General features: G+C 65.6%; 18 protein-coding genes. 10 read left to right on the top strand and 8 right to left on the bottom strand.

From position 1 onward, the window contains the following. The first annotated feature begins 83 nt into the window (after positions 1-83). The gene (locus P6U31_RS11870) at positions 84-908 is read left to right on the top strand and encodes an FAD binding domain-containing protein (RefSeq protein ID WP_407188513.1); all 825 of its coding nucleotides are present in this window, start codon (positions 84-86) and stop codon (positions 906-908) included. After that, positions 905-3,631, top strand: a complete 2,727-nt coding sequence (locus P6U31_RS11865) for a molybdopterin-dependent oxidoreductase (protein ID WP_407188511.1) — start codon at positions 905-907, stop codon at positions 3,629-3,631. The genes P6U31_RS11870 and P6U31_RS11865 overlap by 4 nt, the downstream gene beginning before the upstream one ends. Here the strand turns inward: P6U31_RS11865 and uraD are convergent. The 4 genes from uraD to P6U31_RS11845 all read right to left on the bottom strand — a co-directional run bounded on the left by uraD (position 3,628) and on the right by P6U31_RS11845 (position 6,240). Next, positions 3,628-4,515, bottom strand: a complete 888-nt coding sequence (uraD, locus tag P6U31_RS11860; RefSeq protein WP_407188510.1) for a 2-oxo-4-hydroxy-4-carboxy-5-ureidoimidazoline decarboxylase — start codon at positions 4,513-4,515, stop codon at positions 3,628-3,630. The two genes, P6U31_RS11865 and uraD, sit on opposite strands and share 4 nt — an antisense overlap. A 5-nt stretch (positions 4,516-4,520) precedes the next feature. After that, a complete protein-coding gene (gene puuE / locus P6U31_RS11855) occupies positions 4,521-5,456 on the bottom strand; it encodes an allantoinase PuuE (protein WP_407188508.1) in 936 nt (311 codons plus the stop codon). Beyond that, positions 5,457-5,870: a DUF3830 family protein gene (locus P6U31_RS11850; protein ID WP_407188507.1), complete on the bottom strand. Its 414-nt coding sequence runs from the start codon at positions 5,868-5,870 to the stop codon at positions 5,457-5,459. An 88-nt stretch (positions 5,871-5,958) separates the two neighbouring features. Next, entirely contained in the window at positions 5,959-6,240 is a 282-nt protein-coding gene (locus tag P6U31_RS11845; protein ID WP_407188506.1) for a hypothetical protein, read from the bottom strand. A 121-nt stretch (positions 6,241-6,361) separates the two neighbouring features. Here P6U31_RS11845 and P6U31_RS11840 point away from each other — a divergent pair, with 121 nt between their 5' ends. Next, positions 6,362-6,679: a hypothetical protein gene (locus tag P6U31_RS11840; protein ID WP_407188504.1), complete on the top strand. Its 318-nt coding sequence runs from the start codon at positions 6,362-6,364 to the stop codon at positions 6,677-6,679. Positions 6,680-7,986: 1,307 nt separating this feature from the next. Here the strand turns inward: P6U31_RS11840 and P6U31_RS11835 are convergent. Further along, positions 7,987-8,385 (bottom strand): hypothetical protein, encoded by a 399-nt coding sequence (locus P6U31_RS11835; RefSeq protein ID WP_407188503.1) that lies wholly within the window; start codon positions 8,383-8,385, stop codon positions 7,987-7,989. A 291-nt stretch (positions 8,386-8,676) separates the two neighbouring features. Between P6U31_RS11835 and P6U31_RS11830 the strand changes: the two genes are divergently transcribed. Beyond that, positions 8,677-8,934 (top strand): DUF2798 domain-containing protein, encoded by a 258-nt coding sequence (locus P6U31_RS11830; protein WP_407189828.1) that lies wholly within the window; start codon positions 8,677-8,679, stop codon positions 8,932-8,934. 13 nt (positions 8,935-8,947) lie between these two features. Here P6U31_RS11830 and P6U31_RS11825 read toward each other — a convergent pair whose 3' ends face one another. The 3 genes from P6U31_RS11825 to P6U31_RS11815 form a co-directional block, all read right to left on the bottom strand. Then, a complete protein-coding gene (locus tag P6U31_RS11825) occupies positions 8,948-10,735 on the bottom strand; it encodes a chloride channel protein (RefSeq protein WP_407188502.1) in 1,788 nt (595 codons plus the stop codon). 13 nt (positions 10,736-10,748) lie between these two features. Further along, the gene (locus P6U31_RS11820) at positions 10,749-11,402 is read right to left on the bottom strand and encodes an L-fuculose-phosphate aldolase (RefSeq protein ID WP_407188500.1); all 654 of its coding nucleotides are present in this window, start codon (positions 11,400-11,402) and stop codon (positions 10,749-10,751) included. Between the two features lie 147 nt (positions 11,403-11,549). After that, positions 11,550-12,176 carry a MarC family protein gene (locus P6U31_RS11815; protein ID WP_407188499.1) on the bottom strand — a complete coding sequence of 209 codons (627 nt, stop codon included), beginning with the start codon at positions 12,174-12,176 and terminating at the stop codon, positions 11,550-11,552. 85 nt (positions 12,177-12,261) lie between these two features. Between P6U31_RS11815 and P6U31_RS11810 the strand changes: the two genes are divergently transcribed. The 6 genes from P6U31_RS11810 (at position 12,262) to lon (ending at position 18,385) form a co-directional block, all read left to right on the top strand. Beyond that, positions 12,262-13,281, top strand: coding sequence for a gamma-glutamyl-gamma-aminobutyrate hydrolase family protein (locus P6U31_RS11810; RefSeq protein ID WP_407188497.1), 1,020 nt, complete (start codon positions 12,262-12,264; stop codon positions 13,279-13,281). Between the two features lie 3 nt (positions 13,282-13,284). Then, positions 13,285-14,472 carry a carboxylate-amine ligase gene (locus P6U31_RS11805; protein WP_407188495.1) on the top strand — a complete coding sequence of 396 codons (1,188 nt, stop codon included), beginning with the start codon at positions 13,285-13,287 and terminating at the stop codon, positions 14,470-14,472. A gap of 86 nt (positions 14,473-14,558) precedes the next feature. Then, a complete protein-coding gene (locus P6U31_RS11800; RefSeq protein ID WP_407188494.1) occupies positions 14,559-14,765 on the top strand; it encodes a hypothetical protein in 207 nt (68 codons plus the stop codon). A 115-nt stretch (positions 14,766-14,880) separates the two neighbouring features. After that, complete coding sequence (locus P6U31_RS11795; RefSeq protein ID WP_407188492.1) at positions 14,881-15,447, top strand: ferritin-like domain-containing protein; 567 nt, start codon at positions 14,881-14,883, stop codon at positions 15,445-15,447. Between the two features lie 149 nt (positions 15,448-15,596). Next, the gene (locus P6U31_RS11790; RefSeq protein ID WP_100175437.1) at positions 15,597-15,980 is read left to right on the top strand and encodes an Hsp20/alpha crystallin family protein; all 384 of its coding nucleotides are present in this window, start codon (positions 15,597-15,599) and stop codon (positions 15,978-15,980) included. A gap of 8 nt (positions 15,981-15,988) precedes the next feature. Further along, positions 15,989-18,385: an endopeptidase La gene (gene lon / locus P6U31_RS11785; protein WP_407188490.1), complete on the top strand. Its 2,397-nt coding sequence runs from the start codon at positions 15,989-15,991 to the stop codon at positions 18,383-18,385. The last annotated feature ends 1 nt before the right edge of the window (position 18,386 follow it).

Genomic DNA, 18,386 nt, shown 5'->3' with positions numbered 1-18,386 from the left:
TGCGACTTCTTCTTGCGACTTGGCTCCGGTCTTGCAAGACTTTCCGTCGGACAATTCAACCCGACCGAAGCGTGGGCGCAGCCATGGATTTGAATACCATCACAGCGGTCGCCCATCCACAAACGCGTACGCAGCTGCCGGCCTGGACGGCAGGCGATGCCTGGCTCGCAGGCGGCACGTGGCTGTTTTCGGAGCCGCAGGTCCATCTGAAACGGTTGATCGATCTGACCGACCTGAAATGGCCGGCGCTGACGATCACGGACAACCATCTCTCCATCGCCGCCACTTGCACCATCGCAGAGCTCGATGGGCTTGCCTGCCCGTCCGACTGGCTGGCCGCACCGCTGATCAATCAATGCTGCCGGGCCTTTCTTGCTTCGTTCAAGATCTGGAAGACCGCAACAGTCGGCGGCAATCTCTGCATGTCATTGCCGGCAGGGCCGATGATCTCACTCACCTCCGCGCTCGATGGCGTCTGCACGATCTGGAAGGCCGGTGGCGGTGAGCAGACGATTCCGGTCGTCGACTTCGTCACCGGTAACCAGCGCAATCGCCTGACGCCGGGCGACCTGATCCGGCAGATCGATATCCCGATCACGGCGATGAAGCGCCGCACGGCGTTTCGCCAGATCTCGCTGGCACCGGTCGGCCGCTCGGCGGCGCTCCTGATCGGCAGCCTCGATACAGATCGCACGCTGACGCTCACGGTTACCGCATCGACGGTGCGGCCGATCCGGCTGTCCTTCCGCAAGGCCCCGGACGCCGATGTGCTTCGCGACGCCATCCTGCAGCAGATCACGGATGATTTGTACCACACCGACATCCACGGCAAGCCGCTGTGGCGCAAGCACATGACCCTACGGCTTGCCGAGGAGATTCGCAGCGAGTTGCTCGGAGCCATGCCGTGAGCTTCGAGATCAACGGCAAGACGTTTGCGCAACAGCCGCGCGCCGGCCAGTGCCTGCGCACGTTCCTGCGCGAGCTCGGCCATTTCGGCGTGAAAAAAGGCTGCGATGCCGGTGACTGCGGCGCCTGCACCGTGCTGCTCGACGGCGAGCCGGTGCACAGCTGCCTGATCCCGGCCTTCCGCGCCGACACGCACGCCATCACCACGATCGAAGGTCTCGGTGGCGAGCATGGCACGCATCCGATGCAGCAGGCCTTCCTCGACGCGCAGGGCTTTCAATGTGGCTTCTGCACCGCCGGCATGATCCTGACCTGCGCCTCGCTGAACCAGGCGCAGCGCGCCGATCTCGGCTCCGCGCTGAAGGGCAATATCTGCCGCTGCACCGGGTACCGCGCGATCGAGGACGCGCTGCTCGGCAAGTCCAATGTCGAGGCGAGCGTCGAGCCCGGCGCCGCCTTCGGCCGCAGCCTGCCGGCGCCGGCCGGCCCCGACATCGTCCGCGGCAAGGCGCGCTACACCTTCGACACTGCGACCGACGGCCTGCTGCACATCAAGCTGCTGCGTTCGCCGCACGCCCACGCCAGGATCGTCGCCATCGACAAGTCCGACGCCCTGAGCGTTCCCGGCGTGCACGCGGTGCTGACCCATGAGGATGCGCCGTCGGTGCTGATCTCGACCGCGCGCCACGAAAAGGAGTGGATGGACCCCGAGGACACCCGCGTTCTCGACGACGTGGTCCGCTTCATCGGCCAAAAGGTCGCCGCGGTCGTCGCCGAGAGCGAAGCCGCCGCCGAGGAGGCGTGCCGGCGGATCAAGGTCGCGTACGAGATCCTGCCGGCGCTGATCGACCCTGAAAAGGCGATGGCGCCGGGCACACCGATCGTCCATCCCGACCGGACCACTGCCAACCGCATCGCAGATCCCCAGCGCAACCTCGCGGCGGAGACGCATGGCGAGTACGGCGACGTCGCGGCGGCGCTCGCGACGTCCGCCGTCACCTATGAAGCCACGTTCCACAGTCATCGCGTGCAGCACGCCGCACTGGAGACGCATGGCGGCCTCGCCTGGCTCGATGAATCCGGCGTGCTGAACGTCCGCACCTCGACGCAGGTGCCGTTCCTGACCCGGCGCGCGCTGTCCGAAATCTTCAAGCTTCCCCTGGACAAGGTCCGCGTATTCTGCGAGCGCGTCGGCGGCGGCTTCGGAGGCAAGCAGGAGATGTTCGTCGAGGATATCCTGGCGCTTGCCGCGCTCAGGACCGGACGCCCGGTGAAGCTGGAGCTGACCCGCGAGGAACAGTTCATCGCGACATCGACGCGGCACCCGATGCGGGTCCACATCAAGGCCGGCGCGGACGCCGACGGCAATCTCACCGCGCTGCAGCTCGAGGTGCTCTCCAACACCGGCGCCTACGGCAATCATGCCGGGCCGGTGATGTTCCACTCGCTGGCGGAATCCATTGCCGTCTACAATTGCCCGAACAAGCGGGTCGACGGCTACGCCGTCTACACCACCACCGTGCCCGCGGGCGCGTTTCGCGGCTATGGCCTGCCGCAGACACAGATCGCGATCGAGGCAGCGATCGACGAGCTGGCCAGGCAGCTCGGCATCAGCCCTTACGAGATGCGCCGGCGCAACATCGTCAAGCCGGGCGATCCCATGCTGTCGCCGCCGCCGTCCGAATATCACGACGTGCTCTACGGCTCCTACGGGCTCGATCAATGCCTCGACCTCGTCGAGCGCGCGATGCAGGCGGACGGCCCGCAGTGGGAGCTGTCGCCGGAATGGCTGATCGGCGACGGCGTCGCGTTGACCATGATCGACACGGTGCCGCCGGCCGGACACCTCGCCGACGCCACCATCGCGCTCAACGCAGACGGCAGCTTCGATCTCACCGTCGGCACCGCCGAGTTCGGCAACGGCACCAGCACCGTGCACCGGCAGATCGCAGCGACCACGCTTGCGACCACCGTCGACAGAATCCGCCTGCGCCAATCCGACACCGCCCATGGCGGCCACGACACCGGCGCCTATGGCAGTGCGGGCACCTTCGTCGCCGGCAAGGCGACGCATGCGGCCGCCACGCAGCTCGCGGCCGAGCTGAAGGCGGCCGCCGCAGGCGCGTGGCTGTGTGACGTCGGGAGCTGTGTGCTCGAGAACAACGCCGTCGTCAGCGGCGTCCGGCGGATGTCATTTCTGGAGCTGGCGAAACTTGCGCGCGAACGCGGGGAGCCGTTTGCAGGCAGCGGCAATTCCGGCGGCACGCCGCGGTCGGTCGGCTTCAACGTGCAGGGCTTTCGCGTCGCCGTGAACAAGGGCACCGGCGAGCTCAAGATTCTCAGGAGCGTGCACGCCGCCGACGCAGGCGTCGTCGCCAATCCCATGCAGTGCCGGGGCCAGATCGAGGGCGGCGTGGCGCAAGCGCTTGGTGCTGCGCTCTACGAGGAGATGGTGATCGACGCGACCGGTCGCGTGACCAACGCAAAATTCCGCGACTATCACCTGCCCTCTTTCGCCGACGTGCCACGCACCGAGGTGTTCTTCGCCGAGACGTCCGACACGATCGGTCCGTTGGGCGCGAAGTCAATGAGCGAGAGTCCGTACAATCCGGTCGCCGCCGCGCTCGGCAACGCCATCGCCGATGCCACCGGCATCCGCTTCACCTCTCCGCCTTTCAAGCCGGACCGGCTGTTTCCAGCATTGCTCGACAAGTTCGGCGGCTAGCTGCCGCGATAGGTCGAATAGCTCCACGGCGTGATCAGCAGCGGCACGTGATAGTGATCTTCCGGGGCGCTGATTCCGAAGCGCAGCGGGATTTCGTCGAGGAACGGCGGCTCGGCGAGTTGCAGGTTCCGCTCGGCGTAATATTTGCCGACGCTGAAGCGAAGCTCATAGCGGCCGATCGGCAGCGGGCGGCCGCCGATCAACGGTTGCTCGGTGCGGCCGTCGGCGTTGGTGACGGTGCGCGCGATAATCCGGTTCTCGCCGAGCGCGGAGAGCTCGACGAGCTCCACCGGGATGCCGGGTGCGGGCTTGCCGGCATGGTTGTCCAGCACATGCGTCGAAAGCCGACCGTGCACCTTCAGCTTGTCGTCGGCAACGACGAGCTGATCGAGCCGCAACGCCGAGATGCGGCCGATCTCCTCGATCGCGCGGCGCGTCTCGGTCTTGGCGATATTGCGCAACCGGATCTCGAAATCGCGCAGCACGGAATCCCTTGTGTGACGGCGCACGCAGACGATATAGGGGATGCCGAACTTGTCGCGGTAAGCGCTGTTGACGCGCTCGAACGCGGCGTACTCGGCCTCCGACAAGCGGTCGAGGCCTGCGCTGGTCTGCTCGTCGCTCGATTCCGCCGTAAGCCCTGCCGCGCGCTGAGTCTTGCTGGCGAGGTCGGGATGCGCCCGGATCAGCGCGAGCTGCACCTCGGGGTCGGCGCTTTGGATCGCCGCCATCAGCGCTGCGTGCAACTGGTTGACGCCCGCAAACGGCCGCTTGTCGGCGAGTTGCTCGGCGACCCACGGCGAATATTCGACCACGTTGGCCAGCGCGGCCACGAAGTCGGCCTTGGCAACGACGTTGAGATCGGCGAGCGGAATTTGCGGCATTGCCGTCATCCGATCTCGAACGCATCGGCGGCAAGATGCGCGTGCTTGTCGTGCCAATGCTGCGCGATCTGCAATCGCGTCGGCACCCAGACGCGCTCGTGCTCGCCTATATAGTCGAGGAAGCGGATCAGGCCCGCGGCGCGGCCGGGCCGGCCGGCTAGACGGCAGTGCAGGCCGACCGACATCATCTTCGGCGCCGTCTGACCTTCCGCATAGAGCACGTCGAAGGCATCCTTCAGATAGGTGAAGAACTGCTCGCCCTCGGCAAAGCCCTGCGGATTGATGAACCGCATGTCATTGGCATCGAGCGTATATGGGATGACGAGCTGCTTGCCGTTCGCGCCCTTGATCCAATAGGGCAGGTCGTCGGCATAGGAGTCGCAGAGGTAGAGGAAGCCGCCCTCCTCCATCAAGAGAAGGTTGGTGTTGATCGAGGAGCGCCCGGTGTACCATCCGAGCGGGCGCGATCCGGTTGCCTCGGTGTGGACGCGGATCGCATCGGCGATCTCGGCGCGTTCCTGCGCCTCGGTCATGTCCTTGTGCTCGATCCATTTCAGGCTGTGGCTGGCGATATCCCAGCCCGCCTCCTTCATCGCCGCGACGATCTCGGGGTTGCGCTTCAAGGCGGTCGCGACGCCGAACACGGTGGTCGGCCAGTTGCGCGCGGTGAATATGCGCCACAGCCGCCAGAACCCGGCGCGCGAGCCATATTCGAACATGGACTCGATATTGGCATGGCGCTGGCCGGGCCAGGGCTGCGCGCCGAGCACGTCGGACAGGAACGCCTCCGAGGCGCGGTCGCCGTGCAAGATGTTGTTCTCGCCGCCCTCCTCGAAATTGACGACGAACTGCACCGCGACGCGCGCATTGCCGGGCCATTGCGGGTGCGGCGGGTTGCGGCCGTAGCCGCGAAGATCGCGCGGGTAACGAGCGTCAGTCACTCAGACTTCCTCGAAGCGGATCGGCAGCGCGCCCTTCCATAGCACGCTCTTGCCGAGGGTGGCGAGATTCTCCAGGCCAGAGGTCAGCGTGATGAAATGGTTGCCGGCGAGCTGGCCCATCTTGCTTGCGAAATGCACGCCGCCATAGGCCAGCAGGATCTCGGTCTCGCTGATGCCGCCGGGATAGAGAATGATCTGGCCGGGCGCGGGGTAGCTGGTGTGGTTCTCGTAGCCGACGCCGAAGTCGAGATCGCCGAGCGGCATCCACACGCCTTCACCGCTCCAGCGCACATGGATGATGTGGCTTTCGAACGGCAGCGCCTTGCGGAAGGCGGCGACGGTCCTGGGCGCCAGCTGCTCCTCGAAGCGGGCATCGAAGGTGAATTCGCCGGCGCGGATAACGAGTTTGCTCATCTCATCTCTCTGGATCGGGGCCGACCGCCCCGCAGGTAACTTTCAGCAAGAAGCACTCCATCGGCCTTCGCGCAAGGGCGAAGCCACATCACCTGCGGTCGTAGGACCAGCCGAAAATGCCGCTCCGCCGCACCTCCGGCTCCGGCTCGGCTGCTGCCGGAGGCGGCGCCTCCTTCAGTTCTGCCTGCGGCGGCGGTGGAGGCGGTGACGGCAGGTTCTCGCATTTCATGGAATAGACCAGCTTGCCGTCCGCGGTCCGCCCGATTGGCGCGCAGGGATCCGGATGCGCCGCCAAACTCTTCGGCGTGGATTTGACCTGCGCCGACGCCGGTGCAGCGACCAGGAGAAGGACCAGCAGATATTTCGACATCGTTGTCGCCTGGAAAGCCAATTCATCCCATTGAACCGGATTGCGGCGGGCAAGTCCATCGGCGCCGTCGGGCAGCTGCCGAATTTTTAGCCGGGACCAAAAAATCGCTCGCTTCAACGTGATGGTGCCGCCGCTGATATTCGGCAAGCCACGTCGCCATGTCAGCCGCGACGACGACAACATCTCTCACAGCCGGAGCGTCGTCACGGGAGAAACAACGATGCAAAAGTCCCTCGCTTTTCTCGGCGCCGCCCTGATCGCCGCCGCCACCATCCAGACCGCCGCCGCAAACGACCGCCACCACGCCCGCAAGGCGCAACACGCTCCCATCACTCAATCGGTGCGCGATTCCAACGCCGCCATATGGCCGTCGCAGCCGACCGCGCCCGACTGGTCGCGCTATGCCAACGGCGCAATGTCGGCACCGGCGGGACGGTGATGCGCGAAGCGTAAAGCGCTGTCCTGTCTCTCTCGTGTCCCGGACGCGCTGCGGCGTGCAACGCTGCCGCGCAGAGCCGGGACCCGCGAGCCACAGGATACAAGGCCGCGACATGGGCCCCGGCTCTGCAGCGCACCATCGCTTCGGACGATGCTGCGCATCGCCGGGATGACGCTGCGTTGCGTCGGGACACGAGATCGAAGTGTGGCGCACACTCTCTCCAAGTCATCATTGCGAGCGCAGCGAAGCAATCCAGAATCCCTCCGCGCAAGGACGCTGGATTGCTTCGCTGCGCTCGCAATGACGGAGCATGAGGCGTCGGCGGGCCCTCCACACACCGCTGTCATTCCCCGCGAAGGCGGGGAATCCAGTACGCCGCGGCGGATGTGGGGAGAGCGAGCTTTTCAACGCGGGCCTCTGGAATACTGGATCGTCCGCCTTCGCGGGCGATGACGGTGGGTGTGTGTCGCAGACACGCCTCCGCATCCTCGCGGCTGATTCGCCCGAGCTTTGCTTGATCGATCTACCCTCATGTTCAAGAGGGAGCAGGGAAGGCCGGGTGCCGGCTGGCACCCACGGTCCGCTGCGCGAAAATGTAGCGCAAAGGAACCGCACAGCAGCATACAGGTGAAGCCCAACACACGGCCTTCCCTGCGCGATGGTCGGACGGCTTATGCCGTGCTCTCCCGGGAGCCGAGTTCATTCTGGCCTCCCTCACCTTCGCAGAAGTTACCGGATCTGCGCCGGTTGACGCAGATACCGCATCCGCAACGGTTTGACCGTAGCAACGACGGCCAGGACCACACGGTTTTGCCGTACGCGCGGTTCGCCATGTCGCCGCAGTTTTCCCGACTCCGTCGACAGAGCCGGAAACTTACAGACGAGACGAACCTGACAGCGCCGCTCGTCCGCACAAGGCCTGAGGGCTCATGGAGAGCAATCCGCCCTGCCCCAACATCTCGTGCACGACGCTGCCGCGTCCACCGCAAGCCCGGCTCGCGAAAACGACGACCGCATGATCGCCCCTCAAGGTTGAGCCGGGATGCGCCACAAATACGATAAACCCGAATTTCTGTAAAGTAGAATATTTCTCCGCGACGGATTGACAGTCTCTCAGCTGTTTTGCCCGTCGGGCAAGGAGATCCGTAACCCAGAGGGACCGCAGCGAAGCCCGGAAAAAGCGCCGGACGCCGAGCGAGCGCCGCCGGATTCGCCGCGCTCAATCCGAGCTACACGAATCCGGAAACGACAAGAAGGGCGGCGCAAAGCACCGCCCTTCCGCCAAACCCCAGCCTATCAGGCCGGTATCAGTAGCCCGGATCGTAATAGTAGGGGCCGCCGCCGTAATAGCCGGGGCCACCATAGTACGGGCGCGGGCCATAGCCGTAATAATAGCGGTTCTCGTAATAGTCGCGGCGCCGCTGCTCGGCGATCACCCCGCCGATGATGCCGGCTGCTGCGCCCATGAAAGCGAGGCCTGCGGCGCTCGGCCCGCGCCGATAATAATGGCGACGTCGGGCTGCGCTGAAATCGGTGACATCGGAGGACGCCCGCCCTGCCGCGGCAGCCGTTGCGGACACCGCCGACATCGACCCCGCGGAAGCCGCGACCGAGGGTGACACTGAGGTGGCGAGTAGCGCCAGGCCTGCGAACGCGGCCAGGACCGTGTTGCGTCCGGCTGCGGAAATCATCGGTGCATCCCTCATCTTGATCATCCTCTGTTCGCGCTCGAAACATAGATAGGCAAACAGTCGATAACGCGCAAACTACTGAAATGGTTTCCTGATCGCGGCGATCCGCCACGCTTTGAACAATTGTAAATCGAACGGCCAAGTCCAAGCTTGCACCATTCAACCTGAGCGGATAATGAACAGCCGCGCCGTTTTTCGGCTGCCGTAAGCGTTTTACGTGAACCAACGCATCAACCGACGCTGTCGGGATCGATGCCAATTGCAAGGTTCAACGTGATCGACGCGTCCTTTTCCAAGAGAAACCAGATGATTGTGGTTCGCAAACTGCCGGCGCGCTATGCGCCGATCGTGATGCCATTCGTGCTGTCCATCCTCATGACCGCCGTCGTGTCGGTCATTTCGACGCTCCGAAGCCTCGGGGCAACGCCGGCGTTCCTCGCGACCTGGCCCGGCGCCTGGGGGCTGTCCTGGCTGGTCGCCTTCCCAACGCTGCTCCTGGTGCTGCCGCTGGTCCGGCGGATCGTGACGCTCCTCGTCGCGTCGCCGCCTCAACCAGGCCAATAGCCGGCACCGGCGCTTACGACAGCGCGCCCAGCACGCCCCTCGTCGCCTTGTCGATCTCCTCGACATAGCGGCGGCGGGCGAAGGTTTCGGTGAGGAAGCCGACCACCTTGCGGCTGTCGGTGGAATCGACCACCGCCAGCATCTCGGCCTCGGCCTCGTCGAACACCGCCATCGCCGACTTCACGTTCATTTCCGGGATCAGCACGATGTCGATAAGGCGGGCGAGCTCGATCACCTGGATGTCGTCGGCGATGGTGTCGAGGTCGCTGGAGAACAGGTCCGGCAGCAGGACCAGCCCGACATATTCGTCCGCATTGTTGACGATGACGACGCCCGGCCGCGAGCCCAGCGCGAATTCGCGGCGGGCGGCGGCGATCGTCGTGGTCGAGGGCACCTTGCCGACGTCGGAACGCATCAAGCGTTCGACGGTGAGGTTGCGCAGCCAGCCGACGTCGTTGGCGCTGCGGATGGTCTCGCCGCGCAGATGCAGGCGCCAGGTCGAAAAGGAATGTCCGAACATGAAGCGGACGCAGATCGAGGTGACGATGCAGCCGGCCAGCACCACGGCGGTGACGTCGACGTTGCGCGTCATCTCGAGCACCAGGAACGACATGGTCAGCGGGCCGCCGACGATGGCGACACCGAGCGTCGCCATGCCCGTCAGCATCGCAACCAGCGGATCGATCACGAAGTTCGGACTGATCAGGAGCAGCACCGCGGCAAAGAACTTGCCGATCAGGCTGCCGACGAACAGCGAGGCGAAGAACAGACCGCCGCGGAAGCCCGAGGCGAGCGAGATCAGGCAGGCCGTCACCTTCAAGGCGATGATCAACGCGATCATGCCGATCGCCATGTCATGAAACAGATCGAGCACCATGGCGCCGTGGCCGGCCGCCAGCACCTGCGGCGTGATGATCGCGAAGCCGCCGACGATGAGGCCGCCGAACACAGGCCGCAGCCAGACCGGCAACCAGGAGAACAGGCGCTCGAACGTCGGGGAGGAGCGCATCACGGCGATGCCGACCCCGCTGGTGACGAGGGCGAGCCCGATCAGCGCCAGATATTGCTCGACGCCGACGGCGCTGACCTTGGGTATCTCCAGCGAATAGGGCGCGCCGCCGAGCCATTGCGCGGTCAACGCGCCCGCGAGCGAGGCTGCCAGGATCGGAGCCGCGCTGCCGACCGAATAGACGCCGACGATCAGCTCGCAGGCATAGAAGGCGCCGGTGATCGGCGCGCCGAACGCCGCCGCGATCGCCGCGGCGGCGCCGCAGCCGACCATCAGGCGCAGATCGTTCCGGCGCAGATTGAAGAACTTGCCGAACAGCGAGGCGATCCCGGAGCCGATCTGGGTATAGCCCGCCTCGAGGCCGACCGAGGCGCCGCAGCCATTGGAGATCAGCGTCTGGCTCGACACCACCACGCTGTCCCGCATCGACAGATTGCCGCCGCGCAGCGCGTTCGCCTCGATCGGATCGACCGCGCTCGAAATCTTCATGCGCCGCCGCGACCATTCCATGATGCCGAGCGCCAGACCGCCGAGCGCGGGCGCGATCAGCGCCGCCCACGGACTCACATAGGCGTTGGAGGACAAGCGCACGTCCACTGGGATGCCGTAGATCACCACATGCGCGATCTGCGCGATCTCGGCCATCAGCGTCACGATCGCGCCGGCCAGCGTGCCGATCACCAGCGCCAGCGGGATCAGGTAGAACTCGTTGCTGCGCAAGAGCGCACGGAGCCGGACCATGGTCCGGCTCGTTCCCTTGCGATCGACGAGATGCCTGATCCGCACGAACACCTTCTGCCTGCCCCTAACCGTCCGACAGGCCGTATCCGGCCATGCGCTGGCGGACCCGCTCGATCTCGGCGCTGGGAAGCAGCGGCGGCTTCTCGATCTGGAGGCAGCCGTGATATTGCCGCGCCAGCGTCTCGACTTCGACGGCCAGCCACATCGCCTTGTCCAGCGTCTTGCCGATCGCGATCATGCCGTGATGGTCGAGCAGGCAGGCGAGCCGCCCCTCCAGTGCCCGCACCGCATGCTCGGACAGCTCCGCCGTTCCGAACGTCGCATAAGGCGCGCAGCGGATGCTGTCGCCGCCGGCCGCCGCGATCATGTAGTGCACCGCCGGGATCTCCATGCCCATGATCGCCAGGATGGTGCAATAGGTCGGATGCGCATGCACGACGGCATTGACGTCGGGGCGCGACTTCAGGATGTCGCGATGAAACCGCCATTCGCTCGATGGCTTCTGATCCGGCGCGTGCGCGCCGTCCATGGTCATGAAGACGATCTGGTCCGGCGTCATGGCCTCATAGGGCACGCTGGTCGGCGTAACCAGCAGCCCGTCCACATGCCGGACAGAGATGTTGCCAGAGGTGCCCTGGTTGATGCCGAGCGCGTTCATGCGCCGGCACGCATCGATGATGGCCTGTCTCTTGGCGGGCTCGTCCGCTGTCATCGACATTTCGATTTCCTGACGATGGGCTTGTTGGACCCGGAGTACGTCAAAGCAACATGGCAGTGCAAGCGAAAGCGGCCCAGACCCCGTGCCGCCCTGACGAGGTCCTGCAAAATCACGAAATGGACGGCGAAATCAATGGATTTGCTGGCCCTATGACAGGCTGGTCCGGACGGCGGCAACCCCGTTGATCACGAACTGCACGGAATAGGCGGCGAGCAGCATGCCGAGAACGCGCGAGAGCACGGCATTTCCGGTGCGTCCGAGCGTGCGTGCGATAAGCTGAGCCGAGACGAAGCACAGCATGCAGAGCAGGCAGACCGAGAGGACGACCGCGATGATGATCGCGAGCCTCGCCCGGTAGCCGACATCGCCCGACAGGAGCAGCGTCGTCGCAATCGCGCCGGGGCCGGCCATCATGGGAATGGCCAGGGGAAATACCGCGACGTCTGAAGCGTGCTCTGCAGTCGCCTTATCGGCCTCGCGGGCCTCGCGATGCGGGCGATCGCCGAAGATCATCTGGTAGGACACGCCGAACAGCAGCAGCCCGCCGGCGATCTGGAAGGCGGGGATGCCGATCCCAAGCTGGCGGAGCAGCCAGTTGCCGACCAGCGCGATCACCACCAGGATCGAGGCCGCGATCAGCGGCGCGCGCAGCGCGATGGTCCGCTTGGCCCTGTCGGGCATGCCGGCTGTGGCGGCCAGAAAGGCCGGCACGAGACCGACAGGATCGATCACCAGCAGCAGCGTCACGAAGGCCGACAGGGAGAAATCAAGCATGGGCATCTCTCCGAGTCCGCTGTTCAACGTGCCGAGCAATAACAAAAGTTAACGCCCGCACCGAGTTGGAATTCGATGAGCTCAATTGCAGAGCAACCATTCGTCACGATTGCCGTTTTACCCGGCATCGCCACACCAACAGAAGCAGTCGCGACAATTGCACGAGCCTCGTTCCAGAATTGACCCGCACGATCCCATTGCCTGCAGTCGCTGGGCTCTTCGCTTAGGGACAAACGTCAGAGAACTCAAGGCCGCCATTCATCAGTTCGGCAGCGCGGCGGATGCCGTGACCTACGGTCTGCAGCAATGGCGGCACGGCGCCTCGCGCGGGCAGTGGCCCCTCCGCAGCGGCGCACCGCAGGTCGGCATTCTCTCCGATTCCATGGTTGCGCGCGGCGAGCAGCTCGCCTCGGTCGCGCTCGTCTGCGTGAACGCCGTCGGGCTCGTCGCAGGCGCCGTGCCACGGATCCTGCCCGCTGCGCCCGAAGCCGACGTCGATACCTATTTGGACGGGCTCGACGGCGTTTTCGTCGGCGGCGGGCAGACCAACGTTCATCCCTCCCGCTACGGACAAACTGCGGACGAAGCGCGCGACGGCCCGTTCGACGAATTCCGCGACGAGATAGCGCTCCGCCTGATTCCGCGGGCGCTGGCGCGGGGCATCCCCGCTCTTTTCATCTGCCGCGGTTTCCAGGAGCTGAACGTCGCCTTCGGCGGAACGCTGGCGAAGGAGCCGGACGATTTGCCCGAGGAGCAACGCCATGGCACGCCCAAGGTGGACAATGAGGATGCCCGCTACCGGTTGCGGCAAAAGGTGAAGCTCCGCAAGGGCGGTGTCCTGCAAGAGATCTGCGGCGCGGACACCATCACGGTCAATTCACTGCACAGCTTCCTGATCGGAGATCTCGCACCGGGGCTGATCGCGGAAGCCGTGGCCGAGGACGGCACGATCGAGGCCGCCAGCGTCGAGGGCGCGAGCGCGTTTGCGCTCGGCACGCTTTTTCATCCGGACTATTGGGCAAGCTCCGATCACGCGTCGGCGCGCATTTTGTCGGCCTTCGGCGATGCAGTTCGCCGCCACGCCAGGGCGCAAGGGGCAGCATAAGTCATGCACCGTTACCGCTTCGGCATCGAGGAAGAATATTTTCTTGTCAACCGCCAGTCCGCAGCGCCGAGATCCGAGCTGCCCAAGCCCTACATGACGGCGGCCCAGAAACGTCTCGGCGAACGCTTGACCACCGAGATTCTGCAATCGCAGATCGAGGTGGCGACGCCGCCAATGGCGTCCTCGGCCGACGCAATTGCCGAGCTTGCGCGCTACCGCGCCGTTCTCACCGAGGTCGGCAAGGACCATGGCATCGGCATCATCGCCGCCGGCACCCATCCCCTGGCCCTGCCGCAGCAGCAGCGCATGACCCGCAAGCGCCGCTACAGCAAGGTCATCAGCGACCTCGGCATGGTCGGCCTCGGCAACCCGATCAGCGGGCTGCATGTCCATGTCGAGGTGCCCGAACCAGACCTGCGCGTCGAGATCATGCACCGGCTGGTGCCGTTCCTGCCGCTGCTGCTGGCGCTCTCGACCTCCTCGCCTTTCTGGTGCGGCTATCCGACGGGGCTGCTGGGCTACCGGAACGCCGCCAACGATGCCCTGCCCCGCACCGGCTTCCCCGAGATGTTTCGCAACCTTGCCGAATACGAAACCTACGTGAAGACGTTGGTCGACGCTGGCATCGTCCCCAATGCGACCTATGTCTGGTGGGCGCTGCGGCCCTCGCTCCAGCATCCGACCCTGGAGCTGCGCATCACCGATTGCTGCACGGCCATCGGGGATTCGGTGGCGATCGCGGCGCTGTTCCGTGCCCTCGTTCGCCACGCCGTCCACCATCCCGATCTCAATCCCACCTACTCGGCCGTGCACCGGGCGCTGATCGAGGAAAACCGCTGGCGCGCCCAGCGCTATGGAACCGACGGCACCTATATCGATCTGGCTTCGTTCGAACCGATTTCATTCCGGACCTGGCTCGAGGCGGTGATCGCGATGCTGGCGGGCGACATCGCGCATCTCGGCGTCGAAGACGACATTCAGCATCTCAAGACCATTCCCAAGCGCGGCACTTCGGCACACCTCCAGCTCGAGTATTTCCGTGGCTTGCGGAAATTCGGCCGATCGCCGCGGGAAGCCATCGGCGACGTCACCAAATGGCTGCGGACCTCGACCGAAGCCGGCGACTTCACCGCGCGGGGTGGCGAGGCGAAAGGCGCACCGGTCCGGCAGCCACTGGCCGATCTGGTCTGACACCGCGGCGGAGGGTCGGATGGAACGACGTTTCGGCCGCCGACTTAGCTCGGCATGATCGCACTCGACATCGATGGAGACCAATCATGAGCGACAGCGGAGTTAGCATGCTGCTCGGTCACGCCTCGGCCCAGATGCTTTGGCTCTGGTTCATCGGCGCGTTCGTGCTCGGCGGGGTTCTCGTCTACGGCGTAATGAAGGCCGGTCACCTGCGCCGCAGCGAGCGGGCGCAGCTCGACCGCAACACCGAGGCGCGACAGCGCCAGGAAGACCCCTACAAGCGTCCGACCTGAGCGTTCGCCCCGCGGGCGCCGGTTGCAGTTTGGAACTTTCGTTCTGCAAGCGGCTTTGATCGCCTGAGGATTGAGGAAGGCGAGGCCTTCCCGTGTCGCCTCATGAGGAGGACGTATGGCTAAACGAGCGAACAAACGCACAACCAAGAAGACCGCGGCGCGTCGGCCGCGTCAGGCGCCGAAGATGCTCAGCGACCTGTTCCTGGAGACGCTGAAGGACATCTATTTCGCCGAGAACAAGATCATCAAGACCCTGCCGAAGATGGCCAAGGCCGCGCAGTCGAAGGATCTGGCAGCGGCCTTCAACAAGCACCTGCGCGAGACCCAGGGCCAGGTCAAGCGGCTGGACCAGATCTTCAAGATGCTGGGCAAGCCGGCGCGCGGCAAGCCCTGCGAGGCCATCAACGGCATTGCCGATGAGGGTGCCGAGATCATGAAGGAGTTCAAGGGCGCACCGGCGCTCGATGCGGGGCTGCTCGCGGCCGCCCAGGCGGTCGAGCACTACGAGATCTCCCGCTATGGCACCTTGCGCACCTGGGCCGAAGAGCTCGGCATGCAGGACGCCGCAAGGCTGCTGCAGGAGACGCTGGACGAGGAAGAGGCGACCGACCATACGCTGACCGAGCTCGCCACCTCGGTGATCAACCTCGAGGCGGAAGAAGAATACCGCGCCGCGGCCTGACCTGCCCCGGACGATCACGGAACGCCGCGGCCCGTGCCGCGGCGTTTGTTTTTCGATCGCACGGCAGCGCATGGCACGTCGGCGCCACCGCACTGGATTTCCCCGGAACCAGCCCCATATGCAGGCTTTCCCACCCCAGAGCCCGCATCATGCAACCCAAAAATCCCCTCGACTGGATGCTGTCCGAAGCCCTGGACTCGCTGACCCGCGCCGACCGGCTGCGGCAGCAGTTCGGCCGGCAGGAAGCCTGCTGGGAGCCGCCGATCGACGTGCTCGAAACCGAGCACGAGCTCCTGATCCTGGTCGCGCTTCCCGGGGTCAATCCGGACAATGTCGAGACGGTCATCCATGACGGCGTGCTCGTCATCTCGGGCCGGCGCACCCTTCCGCCGGAGCTCCGCAACGCCCGCATCCACCGGCTCGAGCTGCCGCAGGGCCGCTTCGAGCGGCGCATCGCGCTTCCCCTTGGCCGCTACGCCATCAGCCGCTTCGTGATGGACGGCTGCGTCGCACTGCGCCTCGCCAAATCCTGAGGTCGATCATGGCCACCGAACAGATGAACAATAACACGCAGAACAATCCCCAGAACGGCTCCGACGTGAAGATCCCCGACGACGCGCTGATCATCGTCCCCGTGCGCGAGATGGTGCTGTTTCCCGGCGCCATCGCGCCGATCACGATCGGCCGCGCGAAGTCCATCGCCGCCGCGCAGCAGGCGCTGCGCGAGCAGCGGCCGATCGGCGTCGTCCTGCAACGCAGCCCGGCGACCGAGGAGCCCGGGCCGGACGATCTCTACCGGGTCGCGACCATCGCCAACATCGTGCGCTACATCACCGCGCCCGACGGCACCCACCACATCGTCTGCCAGGGCGTGCAGCGCGCGCGCATCCTCGACTTCCTGCCGGGGACGCCGTTCCCGGCTGCGCGCATCCAGCAGATTCCCGAGCCGACCACGACCTCGCCCGAGATCGAGGCGCGCGCGCTGAACCTGCAGCGCCAGGCCATCGAGGCGATCGAGCTGCTGCCGCAGGCGCCGCCCGAGCTGGCGGCAATGTTCCAGGGCACCAGTGCGCCCGGCGCGCTGGCCGATCTGGCGACCTCGTTCATGGACATCAAGCCGCAGGACAAGCAGGAGGTGCTGGAGACCATCGACCTCGCCTTGCGCGTCGAGAAGGTGTCCAAGCACCTGGCCGAGCGGCTGGAGGTGCTGCGCATTTCCAAGGAGATCGGCCAGCAGACCAAGGCCTCCTTCGACGAGCGGCAGCGCGAGGCGATCCTGCGGGAGCAGATGGCGACGATCCAGCGGCAGCTCGGCGAAGGCGACGGCAAGCAGGCCGAGGTCACCGAGCTGACGGCTGCGATCGCCAAGGCCAACATGCCGCCGGAAGCGGAGGCGCATGCCAAGAAGGAGCTGCGCCGCTACGAGCGCATGCCGGAGGCTGCCGGTGAGGCCGGCATGGTCCGCACCTATCTCGACTGGCTGATCGAGCTGCCCTGGGCGCTGCCCGCGGAGAAGCCGATCGACATCAAGGAGGCGCGCGCCATCCTGGATGCCGACCATTTTGGCCTGGAGAAGATCAAGAGCCGGATCATCGAATATCTGGCGGTGCGCAAGCTCGCCCCGCAGGGCAAGGCGCCGATCCTGTGCTTCGTCGGTCCGCCCGGCGTCGGCAAGACATCGCTCGGCCAATCCATCGCACGCGCGATGGATCGCCCCTTCGTGCGCGTCAGCCTGGGTGGCGTGCATGACGAGGCCGAGATCCGCGGCCACCGGCGCACCTATATCGGCGCGCTGCCGGGCAACATCATCCAGGGCATCAAGAAGGCGGGCGCGAGGAACTGCGTCATGATGCTGGACGAGATCGACAAGATGGGTCGTGGCGTGCAGGGCGATCCCTCGGCGGCCATGCTGGAGGTGCTCGACCCCGAACAGAACGGGACGTTCCGGGACAATTACCTCGGCGTGCCCTTCGACCTGTCGCGCGTGGTGTTCATCGCGACCGCCAACATGCTGGACCAGATCCCGGGTCCGCTGCTCGACCGCATGGAGCTGATCAGTCTCGCCGGTTACACCGAGGACGAGAAGCTGGAGATCGCGCGGCGCTATCTGGTGCGGCGGCAGCTCGAGGCCAACGGCCTGACGGCAGAGCAGGCCGAGATCGAGCCGGAGGCGCTCAAGCTGGTGGTCAAGGGTTACACCCGCGAGGCCGGCGTGCGTAACCTCGAGCGCGAGATCGGCAAGCTGTTCCGGCATGCCGCGGTGCAGGTCGCCGAGGGTACGGCCGCTAAGGTCGTGGTGACGGCGAAGGACATCGCCACCGTGCTCGGCCAGCCGCGCTTCGAAGGCGAGATCGCGCAGCGCACCAGCATTCCGGGCGTGGCCACTGGCCTTGCCTGGACGCCAGTCGGCGGCGACATCCTGTTCATCGAGGCTTCAAAGGTGCCCGGCAAGGGCGGCATGATCCTGACCGGCCAGCTCGGCGACGTCATGCGCGAGAGCGTGCAGGCTGCGATGACGCTGGTGAAGAGCCGCGCCTCTCAGCTCGGCATCGATCCGCAAGCGTTCGAGAAGAGCGACATCCACGTTCACGTGCCGGCGGGGGCCACCCCGAAGGACGGACCGAGCGCGGGGGTGGCGATGTTCACGGCGCTGACGTCCCTGCTTACCAATCGCACCGTGCGCAGCGACACCGCCATGACCGGCGAGATCTCGCTGCGCGGCCTGGTGCTCCCCGTGGGCGGCATCAAGGAGAAAGTGGTGGCTGCGGCCGCGGCCGGCCTGAAGCGGGTGATGCTGCCGGCGCGCAACAAGCGGGACTATGACGACATCCCGAAGAGCGCGCGGGACAACCTCGAATTCATCTGGCTGGAGCGCGTCGACGAAGCCATCGCCGCGGCGCTCGAGCCGGCTGAAGCCAAGGTCGAAGCGGCGGAGTGAA

The organism is Bradyrhizobium centrosematis (genome assembly GCF_045571495.1).
GTDB lineage: Bacteria > Pseudomonadota > Alphaproteobacteria > Rhizobiales > Xanthobacteraceae > Bradyrhizobium > Bradyrhizobium centrosematis.
The sequence above is the reverse complement of the archived record's forward strand: the minus strand, read 5'-3'. Positions and strand labels throughout refer to the sequence as shown.

What these genes read in the sequence shown, in the direction of transcription:
- P6U31_RS11870 (WP_407188513.1), top strand. Translation starts at nt 84, where the DNA reads ATGGATTTGAATACCATCACAGCGGTCGCCCATCCACAAACGCGTACG.
- uraD (WP_407188510.1), bottom strand. Translation starts at nt 4,515, where the DNA reads ATGCCGCAAATTCCGCTCGCCGATCTCAACGTCGTTGCCAAGGCCGAC.
- P6U31_RS11850 (WP_407188507.1), bottom strand. Translation starts at nt 5,870, where the DNA reads ATGAGCAAACTCGTTATCCGCGCCGGCGAATTCACCTTCGATGCCCGC.
- P6U31_RS11845 (WP_407188506.1), bottom strand. Translation starts at nt 6,240, where the DNA reads ATGTCGAAATATCTGCTGGTCCTTCTCCTGGTCGCTGCACCGGCGTCG.
- P6U31_RS11840 (WP_407188504.1), top strand. Translation starts at nt 6,362, where the DNA reads ATGGTGCCGCCGCTGATATTCGGCAAGCCACGTCGCCATGTCAGCCGC.
- P6U31_RS11835 (WP_407188503.1), bottom strand. Translation starts at nt 8,385, where the DNA reads ATGAGGGATGCACCGATGATTTCCGCAGCCGGACGCAACACGGTCCTG.
- P6U31_RS11830 (WP_407189828.1), top strand. Translation starts at nt 8,677, where the DNA reads ATGATTGTGGTTCGCAAACTGCCGGCGCGCTATGCGCCGATCGTGATG.
- P6U31_RS11820 (WP_407188500.1), bottom strand. Translation starts at nt 11,402, where the DNA reads ATGTCGATGACAGCGGACGAGCCCGCCAAGAGACAGGCCATCATCGAT.
- P6U31_RS11815 (WP_407188499.1), bottom strand. Translation starts at nt 12,176, where the DNA reads ATGCTTGATTTCTCCCTGTCGGCCTTCGTGACGCTGCTGCTGGTGATC.
- P6U31_RS11805 (WP_407188495.1), top strand. Translation starts at nt 13,285, where the DNA reads ATGCACCGTTACCGCTTCGGCATCGAGGAAGAATATTTTCTTGTCAAC.
- P6U31_RS11800 (WP_407188494.1), top strand. Translation starts at nt 14,559, where the DNA reads ATGAGCGACAGCGGAGTTAGCATGCTGCTCGGTCACGCCTCGGCCCAG.
- P6U31_RS11795 (WP_407188492.1), top strand. Translation starts at nt 14,881, where the DNA reads ATGGCTAAACGAGCGAACAAACGCACAACCAAGAAGACCGCGGCGCGT.
- P6U31_RS11790 (WP_100175437.1), top strand. Translation starts at nt 15,597, where the DNA reads ATGCAACCCAAAAATCCCCTCGACTGGATGCTGTCCGAAGCCCTGGAC.
- lon (WP_407188490.1), top strand. Translation starts at nt 15,989, where the DNA reads ATGGCCACCGAACAGATGAACAATAACACGCAGAACAATCCCCAGAAC.